This is a genomic window from Streptococcus mitis, assembly GCF_946190065.1.
Classification (GTDB): Bacteria; Bacillota; Bacilli; order Lactobacillales; family Streptococcaceae; genus Streptococcus; species Streptococcus mitis_DE.
Genome location: NZ_CAMHZD010000005.1, coordinates 1 through 21,876, shown reverse-complemented (window position 1 = coordinate 21,876; position 21,876 = coordinate 1). Strand labels below are relative to the sequence as shown.

The 21,876-nt window shown below is 41.0% G+C and carries 17 protein-coding genes, 1 pseudogene and 1 other annotated feature; of the genes and pseudogenes, 17 read left to right on the top strand and 1 reads right to left on the bottom strand.

The genetic code is table 11. The features are described from left to right. The first annotated feature begins 4 nt into the window (after window positions 1-4). The 12 genes from recR (at window position 5) to ileS (ending at window position 13,134) form a co-directional block, all read left to right on the top strand. On the top strand, window positions 5-601 hold the full coding sequence (gene recR / locus OCF96_RS03365) for a recombination mediator RecR (RefSeq protein WP_000966748.1): 597 nt from the start codon (window positions 5-7) through the stop codon (window positions 599-601). A 174-nt stretch (window positions 602-775) separates the two neighbouring features. Continuing rightward, window positions 776-1,819 (top strand): D-alanine--D-alanine ligase, encoded by a 1,044-nt coding sequence (locus OCF96_RS03360; RefSeq protein WP_261446402.1) that lies wholly within the window; start codon window positions 776-778, stop codon window positions 1,817-1,819. Between the two features lie 83 nt (window positions 1,820-1,902). Continuing rightward, complete coding sequence (locus tag OCF96_RS03355; RefSeq protein ID WP_261446400.1) at window positions 1,903-3,276, top strand: UDP-N-acetylmuramoyl-tripeptide--D-alanyl-D-alanine ligase; 1,374 nt, start codon at window positions 1,903-1,905, stop codon at window positions 3,274-3,276. A 94-nt stretch (window positions 3,277-3,370) separates the two neighbouring features. Beyond that, the gene (locus tag OCF96_RS03350) at window positions 3,371-4,075 is read left to right on the top strand and encodes a YwaF family protein (RefSeq protein WP_084927183.1); all 705 of its coding nucleotides are present in this window, start codon (window positions 3,371-3,373) and stop codon (window positions 4,073-4,075) included. A 212-nt stretch (window positions 4,076-4,287) separates the two neighbouring features. Continuing rightward, on the top strand, window positions 4,288-5,667 hold the full coding sequence (gene ftsA / locus OCF96_RS03345; protein WP_000090253.1) for a cell division protein FtsA: 1,380 nt from the start codon (window positions 4,288-4,290) through the stop codon (window positions 5,665-5,667). A gap of 17 nt (window positions 5,668-5,684) precedes the next feature. After that, a complete protein-coding gene (gene ftsZ / locus OCF96_RS03340) occupies window positions 5,685-6,941 on the top strand; it encodes a cell division protein FtsZ (protein WP_254753907.1) in 1,257 nt (418 codons plus the stop codon). A 4-nt stretch (window positions 6,942-6,945) separates the two neighbouring features. After that, window positions 6,946-7,617 carry a YggS family pyridoxal phosphate-dependent enzyme gene (locus OCF96_RS03335; protein WP_254753908.1) on the top strand — a complete coding sequence of 224 codons (672 nt, stop codon included), beginning with the start codon at window positions 6,946-6,948 and terminating at the stop codon, window positions 7,615-7,617. A 9-nt stretch (window positions 7,618-7,626) separates the two neighbouring features. Continuing rightward, window positions 7,627-8,160: a cell division protein SepF gene (locus OCF96_RS03330; RefSeq protein WP_261446391.1), complete on the top strand. Its 534-nt coding sequence runs from the start codon at window positions 7,627-7,629 to the stop codon at window positions 8,158-8,160. Then, window positions 8,160-8,423: a YggT family protein gene (locus tag OCF96_RS03325; RefSeq protein ID WP_261446383.1), complete on the top strand. Its 264-nt coding sequence runs from the start codon at window positions 8,160-8,162 to the stop codon at window positions 8,421-8,423. The genes OCF96_RS03330 and OCF96_RS03325 overlap by 1 nt, the downstream gene beginning before the upstream one ends. Beyond that, window positions 8,420-9,205, top strand: a complete 786-nt coding sequence (locus tag OCF96_RS03320) for a YlmH family RNA-binding protein (protein ID WP_261446381.1) — start codon at window positions 8,420-8,422, stop codon at window positions 9,203-9,205. Before OCF96_RS03325 ends, OCF96_RS03320 begins: the two co-directional genes overlap by 4 nt. 8 nt (window positions 9,206-9,213) lie before the next feature. Further along, on the top strand, window positions 9,214-10,089 hold the full coding sequence (locus tag OCF96_RS03315; RefSeq protein WP_315898967.1) for a DivIVA domain-containing protein: 876 nt from the start codon (window positions 9,214-9,216) through the stop codon (window positions 10,087-10,089). Further along, window positions 10,084-10,296: a binding site (T-box leader), on the top strand. Its footprint overlaps the gene before it by 6 nt. Window positions 10,297-10,341: 45 nt before the next feature. After that, on the top strand, window positions 10,342-13,134 hold the full coding sequence (gene ileS / locus OCF96_RS03310; RefSeq protein WP_261446376.1) for an isoleucine--tRNA ligase: 2,793 nt from the start codon (window positions 10,342-10,344) through the stop codon (window positions 13,132-13,134). Between the two features lie 232 nt (window positions 13,135-13,366). Here ileS and OCF96_RS03305 read toward each other — a convergent pair whose 3' ends face one another. Then, complete coding sequence (locus OCF96_RS03305; RefSeq protein WP_261446372.1) at window positions 13,367-14,158, bottom strand: nucleotidyltransferase domain-containing protein; 792 nt, start codon at window positions 14,156-14,158, stop codon at window positions 13,367-13,369. A 202-nt stretch (window positions 14,159-14,360) separates the two neighbouring features. Between OCF96_RS03305 and OCF96_RS03300 the strand changes: the two are divergent. The 5 genes and pseudogenes from OCF96_RS03300 (at window position 14,361) to OCF96_RS03280 (ending at window position 21,739) form a co-directional block, all read left to right on the top strand. Then, window positions 14,361-14,758, top strand: a pseudogene (locus OCF96_RS03300) (hypothetical protein). Window positions 14,759-14,888: 130 nt separating this feature from the next. Continuing rightward, window positions 14,889-15,581, top strand: a complete 693-nt coding sequence (locus tag OCF96_RS03295; protein ID WP_000240129.1) for a phosphoglycerate mutase — start codon at window positions 14,889-14,891, stop codon at window positions 15,579-15,581. 52 nt (window positions 15,582-15,633) lie between these two features. Beyond that, window positions 15,634-18,045: a glycoside hydrolase family 95 protein gene (locus OCF96_RS03290; RefSeq protein WP_261446371.1), complete on the top strand. Its 2,412-nt coding sequence runs from the start codon at window positions 15,634-15,636 to the stop codon at window positions 18,043-18,045. Between the two features lie 282 nt (window positions 18,046-18,327). After that, window positions 18,328-19,029, top strand: a complete 702-nt coding sequence (locus OCF96_RS03285; RefSeq protein WP_261446370.1) for an ABC transporter ATP-binding protein — start codon at window positions 18,328-18,330, stop codon at window positions 19,027-19,029. Window position 19,030: 1 nt separating this feature from the next. Next, window positions 19,031-21,739, top strand: coding sequence for an ABC transporter permease (locus tag OCF96_RS03280; RefSeq protein WP_261446369.1), 2,709 nt, complete (start codon window positions 19,031-19,033; stop codon window positions 21,737-21,739). Window positions 21,740-21,876 lie beyond the last annotated feature (137 nt).

Here is a 21,876-nt window from a genome sequence, read left to right as displayed (position 1 = left end):
ACATATGCTTTATCCAACACCTATAGCCAAGCTAATTGATAGTTATTCCAAGTTACCAGGTATCGGGATTAAGACGGCTACCCGTCTGGCCTTTTATACGATTGGAATGTCTGATGATGATGTCAATGAATTTGCCAAAAATCTCCTTTCTGCTAAGAGAGAGCTGACCTATTGTTCCATCTGTGGTCGTTTAACTGATGACGATCCTTGCTCTATCTGTACCGATCCAAGTCGGGACCAGACGACGATTTTAGTTCTCGAGGATAGTCGCGATGTGGCAGCCATGGAGAACATCCAAGAATACCACGGACTCTATCATGTTTTACACGGACTCATTTCTCCCATGAATGGTATCAGTCCGGACGATATCAATCTCAAGAGCCTCATGACTCGTCTTATGGATAGTGAAGTTTCAGAGGTAATCGTAGCAACAAATGCTACAGCAGATGGTGAAGCGACATCCATGTATCTTTCTCGTTTGCTCAAGCCGGCTGGTATCAAGGTTACGCGTCTAGCACGAGGTCTTGCTGTGGGAGCGGATATCGAGTATGCAGATGAAGTTACACTCTTACGAGCGATTGAAAATCGGACAGAGTTGTAAGTCTAGACAAATTAACACACTCAATTTATTTATACAAAAATCACGGAGACCGACAGTTGTTTTATCGGTCTTTTTTTAGATTTATTGAAGACCAGTATCAGGTTCAAGTTTCAAAAAAGAAGCAAATATGATATACTAAAGAACGAGTATTCTATTAGAATTGGAACAAATAATATGAAACAAACGATTATTCTTTTATACGGTGGACGTAGTGCAGAGCGTGAAGTCTCTGTTCTTTCAGCTGAGAGTGTCATGCGTGCGGTCAACTACGATCGTTTCACAGTCAAGACTTTCTTTATTAGTCAGTCAGGTGACTTTATTAAAACGCAAGAATTTAGCCAGACTCCCGGTCAAGAGGATCGTCTTATGACCAATGAAACCATTGATTGGGATAAGAAAGTGGCACCAAGTGCTATCTATGAAGAGGGAGCAGTGGTCTTTCCAGTCCTTCACGGTCCGATGGGAGAAGATGGCTCAGTTCAAGGATTTTTGGAAGTTTTGAAAATGCCTTATGTTGGTTGTAACATCTTGTCATCTAGCCTTGCCATGGACAAGATCACGACCAAGCGTGTGTTAGAATCTGTCGGGATTGCCCAAGTTCCTTATGTGGCCATTGTCGAAGGTGATGATGTATCTTCTAAAATTGCTGAAGTAGAAGAAAAATTGACTTATCCAGTCTTCACAAAACCATCAAACATGGGTTCAAGTGTCGGTATTTCCAAATCTGAAAATCAAGACGAACTCCGTCAAGCTTTGAAGCTTGCCTTCCAATATGACAGCCGTGTCTTGGTAGAGCAAGGGGTAAATGCTCGTGAAATCGAGGTTGGTCTCTTGGGTAACTACGATGTCAAAAGCACGCTTCCAGGAGAAGTAGTTAAGGATGTTGCCTTCTACGACTACGATGCCAAGTATATTGATAACAAGATTACTATGGACATTCCAGCCAAAATCAGTGATGATGTGGTAGCTGCTATGCGTCAAAATGCAGAAACGGCCTTCCGTGCTATTGGTGGTTTAGGTCTATCTCGTTGCGATTTCTTCTATACAGATAAGGGAGAGATTTTCCTAAATGAGCTCAATACCATGCCAGGTTTTACCCAGTGGTCAATGTATCCACTACTTTGGGACAATATGGGAATCAGCTACCCAGAACTAATCGAGCGTTTGGTTGACCTTGCTAAAGAAAGTTTCGACAAGCGCGAAGCGCATTTGCTATAAAATGAAAGAGAGGGTAGGAGCCAGAACTATCACTGCAAGGTGACTAGAGTTCTCGGACTTCAACCCTTTTTAAAGGAGTAGAAATGAAATTAACAATCCATGAAGTGGCTCAAGTTGTCGGAGCTAAAAATGACATCAGCATTTTTGAGGATACCAAGTTAGAAAATGCCGAGTTTGATAGTCGCTTAATTGCGGCAGGGGATTTATTTGTGCCCCTCAAAGGGGAGCGTGATGGTCATGACTTTATCGAAACAGCCTTTGAAAATGGCGCTGCTGTAACCCTGTCTGAGAAAGAAATTGCAAACCATCCCTACATTTTAGTAGATGACGTATTGACTGCCTTTCAAACCCTAGCAGCCTACTATCTTGAAAAAACGGCTGTTGATGTCTTTGCTGTTACAGGTTCAAATGGCAAGACAACGACCAAAGATATGTTAGCGCACTTGCTATCAACAACCTATAAAACATACAAAACACAAGGCAACTACAATAACGAGATTGGCCTTCCCTACACAGTTCTCCACATGCCTGAAGGAACAGAAAAGTTGGTCTTGGAGATGGGGCAGGATCACTTGGGCGATATTCATCTCTTGTCAGAATTGGCTCGTCCAAAAACAGCCATCGTGACCTTGGTTGGCGAAGCCCATTTGGCCTTTTTCAAAGACCGTTCTGAGATTGCTAAAGGAAAAATGCAAATTGTTGATGGCATGTCGTCTGGTTCCTTGCTTTTGGCACCAGCAGATCCGATTGTAGAGGACTACTTGCCAACTGATAAAAAAATAGTTCGTTTTGGCTCAGGAGCAGAGTTGGAAATTACAGACTTAGTTGAGCGCAAGGAAAGTCTGACTTTTAAGACTAATTTCTTGGAACAAGCTCTTGATTTGCCAGTGACTGGTAAGTACAATGCCACCAATGCTATGATTGCATCTTATGTTGCCCTACAAGAAGGAGTTTCAGAGGAGCAAATTCGTCAAGCCTTCCAACATCTTGAATTAACGCGTAACCGTACCGAGTGGAAGAAAGCAGTCAATGGAGCAGATATCTTATCAGATGTTTACAATGCTAATCCAACTGCTATGAAGCTGATTTTAGAGACTTTCTCTGCCATTCCAGCCAATGAAGGTGGCAAGAAAATTGCAGTTTTGGCGGATATGAAGGAACTTGGTGCCCAGTCTGTTCAACTCCATAATCAGATGATTTTGAGCCTTTCTCCAGATGTGCTTGATACCGTTATTTTCTATGGAGAAGACATTGCCGCATTAGCCCAATTGGCTAGTCAGATGTTCCCAATCGGCCACGTTTACTACTTCAAGAAAACAGAAGACCAAGACCAATTTGAAGATCTAGTCAAGCAAGTCAAAGAAAGCCTTGGAGCCCATGACCAAATCCTACTCAAAGGTTCTAACTCTATGAATCTAGCCAAGTTGGTAGAAAGTTTAGAAAATGAAGCCAAGTGATTTTGTCAAACATTTACGTATTTCTAAATCCATTTTTCTTACGTAGCATGGTATAATAATATGCAGGAAAATTTTGAATAATGAGGAAGACTAGATGAATTTATGGGATATTTTCTTTACTACCCAAACAACAGAGCCACCTAAATTTGACCTTTTTTGGTATATCAGTATATTTGCACTCTTGGGTTTGACCTTTTATACAGCCTATCGCTATCGTGAAAAGAAGGCTTACCAACGATTTTTCCAAATCTTACAGGCAGTTCAGTTGATTCTACTTTATGGTTGGTATTGGGTCAATCATATGCCGCTGTCAGAAAGTTTACCTTTTTACCATTGCCGTATGGCTATGTTTGTGGTGCTTTTGCTTCCTGGTCAGTCTAAATATAGGCAGTATTTTGCATTATTGGGGACATTTGGGACATTAGCAGCCTTTGTTTATCCAGTGCCAGATGCTTATCCTTTCCCACATATTGCGATTTTATCCTTTATCTTTGGGCACTTAGCTCTCTTGGGGAACTCTTTGGTTTATCTCTTGAGACAGTACGATGCACGATTGTTGGATGTGAAGGGAATTTTTCTCATGACCTTTGCCCTAAATGCCTTAATTTTTGTGGTTAATTTAGTAACGGGTGGAGATTACGGATTCCTCACAAAACCACCATTGGTTGGGGACCATGGCTTAGTAGCTAATTATTTAATCGTTTCCCTAGCCTTGTCAGCAGCGATTGCGTTGACAAAGAAAATCTTGGAACTATTTTTAGAACAAGAAGCAGAAAAAATGATTGCAAAGAAAGCTTAGAAATGAGCTTTCTTTTTTCATAAATCTGATTTTTTATAACTTGTTTGGAAAATAAAAAAAGTTGATGAGCGAATGTGAAAAATGGTAAGCAAATTTAGGAAAAACTAAGCACAATTGGATTTTTTGTGTTATAATATTCTGTGAATAGCTATGCCCTGTTTTAGCTATATTGAATAGAAGTTTGAAACTTGGAAGAGAGAGGATGCGATGTAATGGCTAGAGATGGTTTTTTTACAGGCTTAGATATCGGAACTAATTCGATTAAGGTATTGGTTGCCGAGCTTAGAGATGGTGAACTTAATGTAATTGGTGTAAGTAATGCCAAGAGTAAAGGTGTAAAGGATGGGATTATCGTTGATATTGAAGCAGCAGCAACTGCTATCAAGTCAGCTATTTCCCAAGCAGAAGAGAAAGCTGGCATTTCAATTAAATCTGTGAATGTTGGTTTGCCTGGAAATCTTTTGCAAGTAGAACCAACTCAAGGAATGATTCCAGTTACATCTGATACAAAAGAAATTACAGATCAAGATGTTGAAAATGTTGTCAAATCAGCCTTGACAAAGAGTATGACACCAGATCGTGAAGTCATTACTTTTATTCCTGAAGAATTTATCGTAGATGGTTTCCAAGGTATTCGTGACCCACGTGGCATGATGGGGGTTCGTCTTGAAATGCGTGGCTTACTTTACACTGGTCCACGTACTATTCTTCACAATTTACGCAAAACAGTTGAGCGCTCAGGTGTTCAAGTTGAAAATATTATTATTTCACCATTGGCTTTGGTTCGTTCAGTCTTGAATGAAGGAGAGCGTGAATTTGGAGCTACTGTGATTGATATGGGAGCAGGTCAAACAACTGTTGCTACAATCCGTAACCAAGAACTCCAGTTTACAAATATTCTTCAAGAAGGTGGAGATTATGTCACAAAAGATATCTCTAAAGTCTTGAAGACTTCACAGAAATTAGCTGAAGGATTGAAATTGAACTATGGGGAAGCCTACCCATCACTTGCCAGCAATGAAACTTTCCAAGTTGAAGTGATTGGTGAAGTAGAGCCTGTAGAAGTTACAGAAAGCTACTTGGCAGAGATTATTTCAGCTCGCATTAAACACATTTTTGAACAAATCAAACAAGAGTTGGAAAGAAGACATTTGTTGGATCTTCCAGGTGGGATTGTTCTGATTGGTGGAAATGCTATTTTACCAGGTATTGTAGAACTTGCGCAGGAAGTATTTGGCGTTGGTGTTAAACTTTACGTTCCAAATCAAGTTGGAATCCGTAACCCTGCCTTCGCTCATGTGATTAGCTTATCTGAATTTGCTGCTCAATTGACTGAAGTGCATTTGTTAGCACAACGAGCAGTCAAGGGTGAGGATACTTTGCGTCACCAACCAATCAATTTTGGTGGGATGATTCAACGTGTTACGCAGGTAGCACAACCTACCCCTATTCAACCAGTTCAAAATACTGAGGTAGAGCAATCAGCTTCTACGAACGTAGTTGCTCCGAAAGAAGATAAAGTATCTTCTCAAAATAAACCAAAAATCGCAGATCGCTTCCGTGGTTTAATTGGAAGTATGTTTGATGAATAAAAGAGGAAAAATAAACTATGACATTTTCATTTGATACAGCGGCTGCCCAAGGTGCAGTGATTAAAGTAATCGGTGTTGGTGGAGGTGGTGGTAACGCCATTAACCGCATGGTTGACGAAGGTGTTGCAGGCGTAGAATTTATCGCAGCAAACACAGATGTACAAGCTTTGAGTAGTACAAAAGCTGAGACTGTAATTCAGTTGGGCCCTAAATTGACTCGTGGTTTGGGTGCTGGCGGTCGACCTGAAATCGGTCAAAAGGCTGCCGAAGAAAGCGAAGAAGCCTTGACTCAAGCTATTACTGGAGCAGATATGGTCTTCATCACTGCAGGTATGGGAGGTGGCTCAGGTACTGGTGCAGCTCCTGTTATTGCCCGCATTGCTAAAGATTTAGGTGCTCTTACAGTTGGTGTTGTGACACGTCCTTTCGGTTTTGAAGGAAGCAAACGTGGCCAATACGCTGTGGAAGGAATCAATCAACTTCGCGAACATGTGGATACTCTATTGATTATTTCAAACAACAACTTGCTTGAAATTGTTGATAAGAAAACTCCACTTCTTGAAGCTCTTAGCGAAGCAGATAACGTACTTCGCCAAGGTGTTCAAGGAATTACGGATTTGATCACAAATCCTGGTTTGATTAACCTTGACTTTGCCGATGTGAAAACAGTTATGGCAAATAAAGGGAACGCCCTAATGGGTATCGGTATCGGTAGTGGTGAAGAACGTGTAGTAGAAGCAGCTCGTAAGGCAATCTACTCACCACTTCTTGAAACAACTATTGACGGAGCTGAGGATGTCATCGTCAACGTTACTGGTGGTCTTGACTTGACTTTGATTGAAGCAGAAGAAGCTTCAGAAATTGTCAACCAAGCTGCTGGTCAAGGAGTGAACATCTGGCTCGGAACATCAATCGATGAAAACATGAAAGATGAAATCCGTGTTACAGTCGTTGCAACTGGTGTTCGTCAAGATCGTGTTGAAAAAGTTGTCGGTCATGCACAAAGACAAGCTGTTCGTCATGAGCAAGCAAGTCCTAGTCATGCACACAATCATAATCGTCACTTTGATATGGCTGAAACTGCAGAAATTCCAAGTCCAGCACCTCGTCGTACAGAAACTTCTCAATCTTCAGCATTTGGTGATTGGGACCTGCGTCGTGAGACAATTGTTCGACCAACTGATTCAGTGGTATCACCAGTTGAACGTTTCGAAGCGCCATCTTTACACGATGAGGATGAATTAGACACTCCTCCATTTTTCAAAAATCGTTAAGTAAATGAATTTGAAAGAAAATACAGAACGTGTTTTTCAACAAATAAAAGATGCAAGCCAGCAGGCAGGAAGAGAAGCCAATTCTGTTTCGGTTCTTGCTGTTACAAAATATGTAGACGTACCGACAGCGGAGGCTTTGCTTCCGCTAGGTGTTCATCATATTGGTGAAAATCGTGTGGATAAATTTCTTGAGAAATATGAAGCTTTAAAAGATAGAAATATTACCTGGCATTTGATTGGAACATTGCAAAGACGCAAGGTTAAAGATGTCATTCAGTACATTGATTATTTCCACGCTTTGGATTCATTAAAGCTAGCAGAGGAAATTCAAAAAAGAAGTGACCGAGTTGTTAAGTGTTTCTTACAAGTAAATATCTCAAGGGAAGAGAGCAAACATGGTTTTTCAAAGGAAGAACTATTGGAGCTTTTGCCAGAGTTGGCCACCTTAGATAAAATCGAATATGTCGGCTTGATGACCATGGCTCCTTTTGAAGCTAGTAGTGATGAGTTGAAAGAGATTTTTAAAGCTACGCAGGATGTGCAACTAGAAATTAGAGAAAAACAAATTCCCAATATGCCAATGACGGACTTGAGTATGGGTATGAGTCGTGACTACAAGGAAGCGATTGAATTTGGCTCAACCTTTGTCAGAATTGGTACAGCATTTTTTAAATAGGAAAGAAATATGTCTTTAAAAGATAGATTTGATAAATTTATAGATTATTTTACAGAAGATGGAGAAGATGTGGGTACTACCTATCAGCTTAAAGCAGAAGAGCCGATTGTAACTCCAGTTCCTTCTGTTCAAGAGTTGCCTCAACAAGCTGCTAGCTCACCATCTAAAGATAAAAACATCACTCGTCTTCATGCCCGTCAACAAGAGTTGGCTATGCAAAGTCAACGTTCTACTGATAAGGTGACAATTGATGTTCGTTACCCACGCAAATATGAAGATGCTACAGAAATTGTTGATTTATTAGCTGGTAACGAAAGTATTTTAATTGATTTTCAATACATGACGGAAGTTCAAGCACGTCGTTGTTTGGATTATTTGGATGGGGCACGTCATGTTTTAGCTGGTAACATGAAAAAGGTAGCATCTACTATGTACTTGTTGACACCAGTTGATGTTGTCGTCAATATTGAAGATATCAAAATACCAGATGAATCACAAAATAGTGAATTTGGTTTTGACATGAAACGTACGAGAGTGAAATAATGCTCTTTTTCATTCGTTTTATTCAAAATGCAGTGGATATCTATTCGCTGATTTTAATTATTTTTGCTCTGATGTCTTGGTTCCCAAATGCTTATGAATCACGTCTGGGACGCCTGATTATTAGTTTAGTGAAACCGATAATTGCTCCCTTGCAACGTTTACCACTTCAGATTGCAGGCCTTGATTTGTCTGTCTGGATTGCGGTATTACTAGTTCACTTCTTAGGGGAACAATTGATTCGACTTTTAGTGATCTTTCTATGAACAAGATGATTTATCAACACTTTTCTAAGAATGATTCGTCTTTTATTGATAAGGGAGTAGAATGGATAAAAAAGGTAGAAGATTCTTATTCTCCTTTTTTAACACCTTTTGTAAATCCCCATCAGGAAAAGATTTTAAAAGTTCTAGCATTAACGAACGGTATCTCCTATATGAGCAGCCGGCAATTTCTTGAGACTGAATATGTGCGGATACTCCTATATCCTGATTATTTTGAACCCGAATTTTCTGATTTTGAACTATCCTTGCAAGAAATAGTCTATCCTAATAAGTTTGAACGCTTAACGCATGCAAAAATATTAGGGACTGTTTTAAATCAGCTGGGAATTGATAGGAAACTATTTGGTGATATCTTAGTCAGCGAAGAGAGAGCACAGATTATCATTAATCGACAGTTTACTCTCCTTTTCCAAGACGGGATTACGAAAATTGCTCGTTTACCGGTTCGTCTAGAAGAACGGGATTTTAATGAGAAGATTGATACAGTGGAAAATTATCAAGAATTGGATATTTGTATCGCTAGTTCTAGATTAGATGTTTTTCTGGCAGGGGTTTTCAAGCTGTCCAGAAATCAGGCAAATCAGTTAATTGAAAAGCAGGCAGTCCAAGTCAATTACCATTTAGTTGAAAAATCAGATTATACTGTTCAAGTTGATGATTTGATTAGTGTAAGGAAATTTGGTCGATTGAAACTCGTTAGAGATAATGGGCAAACAAAAAAAGATAAAAAGAAATTAACGGTCCAATTGTTATTAAGTAAGTGAGGAAAATTATGCCAATTACATCGTTAGAAATCAAAGATAAAACCTTTAACACACGTTTCAGAGGGTTTGATCAAGAAGAAGTAGATGAATTTTTAGATATTGTAGTCCGTGATTATGAAGATTTGGTTCGCTCTAATCATGATAAAGAATTACATATTAAGAGTTTGGAAGAGCGTTTGTCTTACTTTGATGAGATGAAAGATTCATTGAGTCAGTCTGTATTGATTGCACAAGATACAGCTGAACGAGTAAAACAAGCCGCAACTGAACGTTCAAACAATATTATCCACCAAGCAGAGCAAGATGCGCAACGCTTGTTGGAAGAAGCTAAATATAAGGCAAATGAAATTCTTCGTCAAGCAACTGATAATGCTAAGAAAGTTGCTGTTGAAACAGAAGAATTGAAGAACAAGAGCCGTGTCTTCCATCAACGTCTCAAATCTACAATTGAGAGCCAGTTAGCAATTGTTGAATCTTCAGATTGGGAAGACATTCTTCGTCCAACGGCTACTTATCTTCAAACAAGTGATGAAGCCTTCAAAGAAGTAGTAAGCGAAGTCTTAGGTGACTCTGTTTTGCAACAACATCCAGAGGAAGAACCAATTGATATTACTCGTCAGTTTTCTCCCGAGGAAATGGCAGAGTTGCAAGCGCGTATCGAAGCCGCTAATAAGGAGCTTGCAGAAGCCGAAGCAAGAGCTGAGCAGGAACAGGTGGTTTCACTAACTCCGGTTGTTGAAGAAAGTCCAGCTCATCCAGTTGGTCCAATGTATGAAGAGCCAGAAGTAGCTCCAAGCCATTACTCAGGACCAACACCAGCTACTGAAGCTGTAAACTCAGAACCAGGTTTTGCGGCACCGCAAGAATCTGTTACAATTTTATAAGAAATGATCTGAGAACAATATCTTATCCTTATATTTCCAGCGAGCAGGAGATGGTGTGAGTCCTGTAATCCCTATTGATAAGATTATCCTCTCAAAAGCTCAAGTCTGAATGGAGTAAGATTTGACGTTTCCCACGTTACGGGATAAGAGGGAGAAAGACTAAATCTTTTTCCGAATAAAGGTGGTACCACGATTTTCGTCCTTTTTGGAAGTCGTGGTTTTTAATTTGTTATTATTTATAAAGGAGATACCATGAAACTCAAAGATACCCTTAACCTTGGGAAAACAGCTTTCCCAATGCGTGCAGGCCTTCCTACTAAAGAGCCAGTTTGGCAAAAGGAATGGGAAGATGCAAAACTTTATCAACGTCGTCAAGAATTGAACCAAGGAAGACCTCATTTCACCTTGCATGATGGCCCTCCATACGCGAACGGAAATATCCACGTTGGACACGCTATGAACAAGATTTCAAAAGATATCATTGTTCGTTCAAAATCTATGTCAGGATTTTATGCACCATATATCCCAGGTTGGGATACACACGGTCTGCCAATCGAGCAAGTTTTGGCAAAACAAGGTGTCAAACGTAAAGAAATGGACTTGGTTGAGTACTTGAAACTTTGTCGTGAATACGCTCTTTCTCAAGTAGATAAACAACGTGAAGACTTCAAACGTTTGGGGGTTTCTGGTGACTGGGAAAATCCATATGTGACTTTGACTCCTGACTATGAAGCTGCTCAAATCCGTGTCTTTGGTGAGATGGCTAATAAGGGTTATATCTACCGTGGTGCTAAGCCAGTTTACTGGTCTTGGTCATCAGAGTCTGCTCTTGCTGAAGCGGAGATCGAATACCATGACTTAGTTTCAACTTCCCTTTACTATGCCAACAAGGTAAAAGATGGCAAAGGAATTCTAGATACAGATACTTATATCGTTGTCTGGACAACGACTCCATTTACTATCACAGCTTCTCGTGGTTTGACTGTCGGAGCGGATATTGATTACGTCTTGGTTCAACCTGCTGGTGAAGCCCGTAAGTTTGTGGTTGCTGCAGAATTATTGAATAGCTTATCTGAGAAATTTGGTTGGGCTGATGTTCAAGTCTTGGCAACTTACCGTGGTCAAGAATTGAACCACATCGTAACAGAACACCCATGGGATACGGCTGTAGATGAGCTTGTTATCCTTGGTGACCACGTTACGACTGACTCTGGTACAGGTATTGTCCATACAGCCCCTGGTTTTGGTGAGGACGACTACAATGTCGGTATTGCTAATGGTCTTGAAGTCGCAGTCACTGTTGACGAGCGTGGTATCATGATGGCTAATGCTGGTGCTGAGTTTGAAGGTCAATTCTACGACAAGGTGGTTCCAACTGTTATCGAAAAACTTGGTAGCCTCCTTCTTGCCCAAGAAGAAATCTCTCACTCATACCCATTTGACTGGCGTACGAAAAAACCAATTATCTGGCGTGCAGTTCCACAATGGTTTGCCTCAGTTTCTAAATTCCGCCAAGAAATCTTGGATGAAATTGAAAAAGTGAAATTCCACTCAGAATGGGGTAAAGTTCGTCTGTACAATATGATTCGTGACCGTGGTGACTGGGTTATCTCTCGTCAACGTGCTTGGGGTGTTCCGCTTCCAATCTTCTACGCTGAAGATGGTACAGCGATCATGACAGCTGAAACCATTGAACACGTGGCTCAACTCTTTGAGGAACACGGTTCTATCATCTGGTGGGAACGTGATGCCAAAGACCTCTTGCCAGAAGGATTTGCTCATCCAGGTTCACCAAATGGCGAGTTCAAGAAAGAAACAGATATCATGGACGTTTGGTTTGACTCAGGTTCTTCATGGAATGGAGTTGTAGTAAACCGTCCTGAGTTGACTTACCCAGCAGATCTTTATCTTGAAGGTTCTGACCAATACCGTGGATGGTTCAACTCTTCACTCATCACATCTGTTGCCAACCATGGCGTAGCGCCTTACAAACAAATCTTGTCACAAGGTTTTGCCCTTGATGGTAAAGGTGAGAAGATGTCTAAATCTCTTGGAAATACGATTGCTCCTAGCGATGTTGAAAAACAATTTGGTGCTGAAATCTTACGTCTCTGGGTAACAAGTGTTGATTCAAGCAACGACGTACGTATCTCTATGGATATTTTGAGCCAAGTCTCTGAAACTTACCGTAAGATTCGTAACACTCTTCGTTTCTTGATTGCCAATACATCTGACTTTAACCCAGCTCAAGACGCAGTAGCTTACGATGAACTTCGTTCAGTTGATAAGTACATGACGATTCGCTTTAACCAGCTTGTTAAGACCATTCGTGATGCTTATGCTAACTTTGAATTCTTGACAATCTACAAGGCCTTGGTAAACTTTATCAACGTTGACTTGTCAGCCTTTTACCTTGATTTTGCCAAAGACGTTGTTTACATCGAAGGTGCCAAATCATTGGAACGCCGTCAAATGCAGACTGTCTTCTATGACATTCTTGTGAAAATTACGAAACTCTTGACACCAATCCTTCCTCACACTGCGGAAGAAATCTGGTCATATCTTGAGTTTGAAGCAGAAGACTTCGTTCAATTGTCAGAATTGCCAGAAGCAGAAACTTTTGCTAACCAAGAAGAAATCTTGGATACCTGGGCAGCATTCATGGACTTCCGTGGACAAGCTCAAAAAGCCTTGGAAGAAGCTCGTAATGCCAAAGTAATCGGTAAATCACTTGAAGCACACTTGACAGTTTATCCAAACGAAGTTGTGAAAACTCTACTCGAAGCAGTAAACAGCAATGTAGCTCAACTTTTGATCGTGTCAGAATTAACCATCGCAGAAGGACCAGCTCCAGAAACTGCTGTTAGCTTCGAAGATGTGGCCTTCACTGTTGAACGCGCTGCAGGTGAAGTATGTGACCGTTGCCGTCGTATCGACCCAACAACAGCAGAACGCAGCTACCATGCAGTCATCTGTGACCACTGTGCAAGCATCGTAGAAGAAAACTTTGTGGAAGCAGTCGCAGAAGGATTTGAAGCTAAGTAAGGTTGAAAAGCCCAAAGAAAACTCAATTTGAGAAGAAAAGACAACTAATCTTATAGACTATAAAACGCATTGTATCAAGTTTTTGAACACCTGATATGATGCGTTTTAATGTTAGGACCTTTTTATTCTCCTCTTGTTTCAGTTGACTTTACATAGCTATATATTGTTGAGTTTCAAAAAGCTCATGAATCATCTGAAAAGTAGATTTCATGAGCTTTTATTTGTTGGTATTCTAAAGGGATTCATCAATCAAGTGTTTAAGATTTGATAGGAGATGCTCCAAAGTTAGGACTGTTTTCTGCTGGTGAGCTAGTTGGTAGAGATTTTGAAAGTAGTCTTGGATATCGTTTTCAAAATTTTGAGGTAGATGAGAGCAATTGTTTTTTGCGAACTGGAGCATGCGTTTTTCTCCTGGATGGAGCTGCTCATTGAAGGCGAAGAGCAAATCGAAATAAGAGGCGAAAAACTCGCTAGTGCGGTGATTGATGCTGAGTAAATCTTGACGTTTGAGGGCTTTTTTAATTTGTCTTGAAAAAGCTGGCATAGCTTGGTCGAGGAGCAGGAACTGCTTGTTTATGATATTCTTTTTCAGTTCAGCTGGATAAGGAAGATTGTACTTTTTCTGGAGAGCAGCATATCGACCATATCGATCGTAGAGAATCTTACTGTTGAGCAGATTATACCACATACAAGTAGTGTAAGAATTCTGGGCTTGGTGCTCTACAACTACGGCTTGTAAATCTTTGTCAAATTCGTCCAGAGAGCGGTAAATCAGCTCGATTTCGATACCATTATTGAGAACAGAATCATCCTCCAATTCCCAAAATTGATTACCGATTTCCATATAGGAGCAGTATTTACTGAGAATTTCTTTTCTGATGTCTGGCGAGAGAGGGGCACTTAGGTAGACATATACATCATAATCAGAGTCTTTGTCAAAATCTTGTCCGGCTCGTGAACCTCCTAGAGCTAGAGCCTCTACTTGCTCCAGTTGAGCCAATTCTTTAAAGAGATGTTGTGGCATAATGTTAACCTTCTTTATTTTTTGACATCATTCTAACAAAAAGTAAGGAGACTAGCAAGGGTGAAATGGAAATTTCTTTTCACATATTTGCTTAATTTTATTTCATATTATGCAAGTTTTTATTTTATAATTTCAGAAAATGTTTTTTTTTTTAGCAAATATGATACAATTTTATTTGAAAAAAATAAAAAGGAGATTTATTATGAAGTCAAAAGCTTTAGCACTTTATAGTGGTATTGTTGGTTTAGTAGGTGGACTCTACTTGCTTATTGCCCCGTTTCTTTTACTAGCAGCAGTTGTGAGTACAGCTGCTACAGCAACAGCTACACAGAGTCCTGAATTAACTGCATCTACAACAGTTGCAGGAATTGCAGGAGTTTTATTCCAACCGTTTTAAAAATTGCTATTTTAGTTTTAGGAATTGTTGCGATTGTATACTATAAGGGAGAAAGTCGTGTTGGTTCTGCTCCTTCTGTCCTATTAATCGTAGGTGGAGCAGTTGGCTTGATTCCAGCCCTTGGTTGGGTAGGAGGAATCCTAGCAATTATCGGTGGTTCACTATTTTTAGGAAGTCTCAAAAAATTCAAAGTTGAAGGATAAAAAATAAGGAAAAGGATTGTCAAACAGTCCTTTCCTTTTTGGTTTTGACTAGCTTTTTTGTGAAAAATTGTGTAAAATAGAATAGATAAACGAGGGGAAACCTCGGAAAATTTAAAGGAGAATCCATCTAATGGTAAAATTGGTTTTTGCTCGCCACGGTGAGTCTGAATGGAACAAAGCTAACCTTTTCACTGGTTGGGCTGATGTTGATTTGTCTGAAAAAGGTACACAACAAGCGATTGACGCTGGTAAATTGATCAAAGAAGCTGGTATCGAATTTGACCAAGCTTACACTTCAGTATTGAAACGAGCTATCAAAACAACTAACTTGGCTCTTGAAGCTTCTGACCAATTGTGGGTTCCAGTTGAAAAATCATGGCGCTTGAACGAACGTCACTACGGTGGTTTGACTGGTAAAAACAAAGCTGAAGCTGCTGAGCAATTTGGTGATGAGCAAGTTCACATCTGGCGTCGTTCATACGATGTATTGCCTCCAAATATGGACCGTGATGATGAGCACTCAGCTCACACAGACCGTCGTTACGCTTCACTTGACGATTCAGTTATCCCAGATGCTGAAAACTTGAAAGTGACTTTGGAACGTGCCCTTCCTTTCTGGGAAGATAAAATCGCTCCAGCTCTTAAAGATGGTAAAAACGTATTCGTAGGAGCTCACGGTAACTCAATCCGTGCCCTTGTAAAACACATCAAAGGTTTGTCAGATGACGAAATCATGGACGTGGAAATCCCTAACTTCCCACCATTGGTATTCGAATTTGACGAAAAATTGAACGTAGTTTCTGAATACTACCTTGGAAAATAAAAAATTGTAAGTCTAGAATTGATTTCTAGGCTTTTTATGTTAGTATGGTAGTATGATAAGGAATAAAAAACAAGACTATGTTTTGGACTACAAGCAACCAGCTTCAACCACTTACAAGGGTTGGGAAGAAGAAGCTTTACCGATAGGCAATGGTTCTTTAGGTGCTAAAGTCTTTGGTCTTATAGGGGCTGAGCGGATTCAATTTAATGAAAAAAGTCTCTGGTCTGGAGGTCCACTTCCTGATAGTTCAGATTATCAGGGTGGAAATCTTCAGGACCAGTATGGTTTTTTAGCTGAAATTCGGAAGGCTTTAGAAAAGAGAGATTACAATCGGGCTAAGGAATTGGCTGAGCAGCACCTAGTCGGGCCAAAAACGAGTCAATATGGGACCTATCTGTCCTTTGGAGATATTTTCATTGAGTTCAGTCAGCAAGGTAAGACTTTGTCTCAGGTGACGGATTACCAGAGACAGTTGAATATCAGTAAGGCGCTTGCGACGACTTCTTATGACTATAAGGGAACGAGATTTGAACGAGAAGCCTTTGCCAGTTTTCCAGATGATCTCTTGGTTCAGAGTTTTACTAAGGAAGGGGCGAAAACTCTAGATTTTACTATAGAACTGTCCTTGACCCGTGATTTGTCTTCTGATAGAAAGTATGAGCAGGAAAAATCTGATTACAAGGAGTGCCAGCTGGATATCACTGATTCTCATATCTTGATGAAGGGACGGGTTAAGGATAATAACCTGCAGTTTGCTAGTTATCTCGCTTGGCAAACAGATGGAGACATTAGAGTCTGGTCGGATAAGGTTCAGATATCAGGAGCCAGTTATGCCAATCTCTTCTTGGCAGCTAAGACAGATTTTGCCCAAAATCCTGCTAGTAATTATCGCAAGAAAATAGATTTAGAGCAACAGGTAAAGGACTTAGTGGATATAGCTAAAGAAAAGGGCTATGCCCAATTGAAATCAAGGCATATTGAGGACTACCAAGCCTTATTCCAACGTGTTCAATTGGATTTGAGAGCTGATGTAGACACATCCACTACAGATGATTTGCTAAAAAATTATAAGCCACAAGAGGGACAGGCTTTGGAGGAGCTGTTCTTCCAGTATGGACGGTATTTATTGATTAGTTCATCCAGAGATTGTCCAGATGCTCTACCAGCTAACCTACAGGGAGTATGGAATGCGGTCGACAATCCTCCTTGGAATTCGGACTATCACTTGAATATCAACCTGCAGATGAATTATTGGCCAGCCTATGTTACCAATCTTCTAGAGACGGCCTTTCCGGTCATCAACTATATCGATGATTTGCGTGTCTATGGTCGTCTAGCGGCTGCAAGGTATGCAGGAATCGTCTCTCAGAAAGGTGAGGAGAACGGTTGGTTGGTCCATACGCAAGCGACTCCTTTTGGCTGGACGTCACCTGGTTGGGATTACTATTGGGGTTGGTCACCAGCTGCCAATGCGTGGATGATGCAAACGGTTTATGAGGCCTATACATTTTATAGGGACCAAGATTATCTCAGGGAGAAAATTTATCCCATGTTGAGGGAAACGGTTCATTTTTGGAATGCCTTTTTACATAAGGATCAGCAGGCACAGCGTTGGGTCTCTTCTCCGTCTTATTCGCCAGAACATGGGCCGATTTCGATTGGCAATACTTATGACCAATCTCTGATTTGGCAGTTATTCCATGATTTTATCCAGGCTGCTCAAGAATTGAAATTGGATGCGGACTTGTTGACTGAAGTCAAAGAAAAGTATGATTTACTAAATCCTCTGCAAATCACTCAATCTGGTCGAATCAGAGAGTGGTATGAGGAGGAAGAGCAGCATTTTCAAAATGAGAAAGTGGAGGCCCAACATCGGCACGCTTCCCATCTGGTGGGACTCTATCCTGGAAATCTCTTTAGTCATAAGGGACAAGACTATCTTGAAGCGGCGCGTGCTATCCTCAATGATCGTGGAGATGGGGGTACAGGTTGGTCCAAGGCCAATAAAATCAATCTCTGGGCGCGTTTGGGAGATGGTAATCGAGCCCATAAATTATTAGCAGAGCAGTTAAAGACATCTACCTTGTCAAATCTTTGGTGTAGCCATCCACCTTTTCAGATAGATGGTAATTTTGGTGCTAGCAGTGGCATGGCAGAAATGTTGCTCCAGTCTCATACAGCTTATCTGGTGCCCCTAGCTGCCCTACCCGATGCATGGTCATCAGGTTCTGTTTCAGGCTTAATGGCACGTGGACATTTTGAAGTTAGCATGAGGTGGGAGGATAAAAAACTCTTACAGATGAGCATTTTATCAAGGAGTGGAGGAGATTTGCGAGTCTCTTATCCAGATATTGAAAAAAGTGTGATTGAAGTCAATCAAGAAAAAGCAAAAGCGAAATGCATAGAGAAAGATTGTATTTCAGTGGCGACAGCAAAAGGTGATCTGGTTCAGTTTTATTTTTAAGAAGATAATAGAAGGCAGTGATTTGAGACTGACTTTTTTGAAGGATTTGAGAATGTAATACTCTTCGAAAATCAAATTCAAACCACGTCAGCTTCGCCTTGCCGTATATATGTGACTGACTTTGTCAGTCTTATCTACAACCTCAAAGCGGTGCTTTGAGCAACCTGCGGCTAGCTTCCTAGTTTGCTCTTTGATTTTCATTGAGTATGAGCAGTTTCCAACTGGTTGAAAAAGCGTTATAATGGTAGTAGGAAGTAATTTGTTTGAGAGAGGGTGGGTCTGATGGCTTATATTGAGATGAAACACTGTTACAAGCGTTATCAGGTTGGGGACACGGAGATTGTGGCCAATCGTGATGTGAATTTTGAAATTGAAAAAGGAGAACTGGTGATTATTCTAGGTGCATCTGGTGCAGGCAAGTCAACGGTTCTTAACCTTCTTGGGGGAATGGATACCAATGATGAGGGGAAAATCTGGATTGATGGTGCCAATATTGCAGACTATAGTTCTCACCAGCGAACCAATTACCGTAGAAATGATGTCGGTTTTGTTTTTCAGTTTTACAATCTAGTGTCCAATCTGACAGCTAAGGAAAATGTGGAACTAGCTTCTGAAATCGTGACGGATGCCTTGGATCCTGAGCAGGTTTTAACAGATGTAGGTCTGGCTCATCGTCTTAATAACTTTCCAGCTCAGCTTTCTGGAGGGGAGCAACAGCGAGTCTCCATTGCACGCGCGGTAGCCAAAAATCCTAAAATCCTTCTTTGTGATGAACCAACAGGTGCCTTGGATTATCAGACGGGCAAGCAGGTTTTGAAAATTCTCCAAGACATGTCTCGTCAAAAGGGAGCGACGGTGATTATCGTGACCCATAATAGCGCGCTAGCTCCTATTGCGGATCGCGTGATTCATATGCATGATGCCAGTGTCAAGGATGTGGTGATTAACCAGCATCCTCAGGATATTGACAGTTTGGAGTACTAGCATGATCAAGCGAAAAACTTATTGGAAGGACTTAATTCAGTCCTTCACAGGCTCCAAGGGGCGTTTTTTATCCATCTTGACCTTGATGATGTTGGGATCTTTAGCCTTAGTAGGTCTCAAAGTGACTAGTCCCAATATGGAGGCGACAGCTAATGCTTATTTAACAACTACTAAAACCTTGGATTTGGCAGTCATGTCTAACTATGGCTTGGATCAAGCAGATCAAAAAGAATTAGAACAGATAGAGGGCGCAGAGGTCGAGTTTGGCTATTTGACAGATGTGGCTATGGATAATGGGCAGGATGCCATTCGGCTGTATTCCAAACCAGAGCGAATTTCAACCTTTCAGCTAAGAGAGGGCCGACTTCCTCAGTCAGACCAGGAAATCGCTTTGGCCAGTCATTTGCAGGGTCAATACAGTGTAGGACAGGAGATTAGTTTTAAAGAAAAAGAAGGTGGTCATTCCTCTTTAAAAGACCATACTTTTACCATTACTGGTTTTGTGGATTCGGCTGAAATTCTCTCCCAGCGAGATATGGGCTATGCAGGAAGCGGAAGCGGGACTCTGACAGCCTACGGGGTGATTTTACCTAGCCAGTTTGATCAAAAAGTCTATAATATAGTTCGTTTGAAATATCAAGATTTGTCAGGTTTAAATGCTTTTTCAGTAGCTTATGAAGAAAAATCCAAGCAACATCAGGAAGAGCTTGAACAAGCTTTATCAGATAATGGTAAGGCACGTCTGCAACTCTTGAAAAAAGAAGGTCAAGAGTCTCTCGATAAAGGGCAAGAGACCCTTGACCAGGCGCAGGTAAATTTGCAGGAAGGCAAGCGTCGTTTAGCAACTGCTCAAGCTCGTTTACAAGCTCAGGAAAGTCAACTAGCATTGCTTCCTCAAGCTCAGAGAGAGCAGGCCAGTGCTCAACTTACCCAAGCCAAGCAGGAATTGAGCAAGGAAGAAGATAAACTAAAGCAAGCTGAACAAAATTTAGCCCAAGAAAAGGAAAAATTAGACAAACATCAGCAAGTCTTGGACGATTTGGCCGAGCCCAAGTATCAGGTCTATAATCGTCAGACCATGCCAGGTGGTCAGGGATATCTCATGTACAGCAATGCTTCAGCCAGTATTCGGGCAGTGGGCAATATCTTTCCTGTAGTGCTTTATGCCGTAGCAGCTATGGTGACCTTTACAACCATGACTCGCTTTGTGGATGAAGAGCGAACACATGCAGGTATTTTTAAGGCCTTGGGCTATCGCAGTAAGGATATTATCGCTAAATTTCTCCTCTACGGTCTAGTAGCTGGGACTGTCGGAACAGCTCTAGGTAGCATACTTGGTCATTATTTGCTAGCCAGTGTAATTTCAAGTGTCATTACAAAAGGTATGGTGGTGGGAGAAACCCAGATTCAGTTCTATTGGAGCTATAGTTTACTGGCACTTGGTCTGAGTTGGTTGGCGAGTGTGTTACCAGCCTATCTGGTGGCTCGTAGGGAACTTCATGACGAAGCAGCCCAGCTTTTATTGCCTAAACCTCCTGTTAAAGGAGCTAAAATCTTACTGGAGCGTATCAGTTTTATCTGGCGCCGTCTCAGTTTTACCCATAAGGTAACAGCTCGCAATATCTTTCGTTATAAGCAACGAATGTTGATGACGATCTTTGGTGTGGCTGGTTCTGTAGCCTTGCTCTTTGCAGGTTTGGGAATCCAATCCTCTGTAGCAGGAGTTCCGTCTAGACAGTTTCAACAAATCCAACAGTATCAGATGATTGTCTCTGAAAATCCTAGTGCGACCAATCAAGACAAGGCAGAGTTGGAAGAAGTGTTGAAAGGGCAGGATATTCAAGACTACCAGAAAATCTATTCTAAAACGTTAGACAAAGATTTCAAAGGCAAGTCTGGTCTTCAGACCATCACCCTTATGATGACAGAGAAGGAAGATTTGACTCCCTTTATCCATCTTCAAAGTCATCAGCAGGAGCTGACATTAAAAGATGGCGTCGTTATTACAGCTAAACTTGCCCAGCTGGCAGGTGTCAAAGTTGGGCAGACTCTAGAAATTGAAGGTAAGGAGCTAAAGGTTGCTGCCATTACTGAGAACTACGTTGGTCACTTTATTTATATGAGTCAAGCTAGCTATGAACAACTTTATGGTCATCTACCCCAAGCCAACACTTATTTGGTCTCGTTAAGAGATACCAGTGCTACTAGTATCGAAAGACAGGCCGGCTTACTTATGAATCAAGCTGCGGTGTCTAGCGTCGTCCAGAATGCTTCAGCCATTCGACTCTTTGACTCCGTCGCTAGCTCACTCAATCAGACCATGACCATCTTAGTCATCGTGTCGGTTCTATTGGCTATCGTTATCCTCTACAATCTGACTAACATCAACGTAGCTGAGAGAATCCGTGAACTCTCCACTATCAAGGTTCTCGGCTTTCATAATAAAGAAGTCACACTCTATATTTATCGTGAGACGATTGTCTTGTCTCTTGTGGGAATCGTACTTGGTCTGGTCTCAGGTTTCTATTTACACCAATTTTTGATTCAAATGATTTCTCCTGCGACTATTCTCTTTTATCCGCAGGTAGGCTGGGAAGTCTATGTAATCCCAGTGGCAGCAGTAAGCATCATTTTGACCCTGCTTGGTTTCTTTGTCAATTATCATCTGAGAAAGGTTGATATGCTTGAAGCCTTGAAATCTGTAGAGTAATTTAGTTGTTTTTATCAGATCGAACTTGAATTTACTCGTAAATCATGACCACCCGTCAAATGTACTGACCCCAAAAAGTTAGACAATTAATTTATGCGAAGGATTTAGTTCTGTATTGCACAGGACTGAGTCCTTTT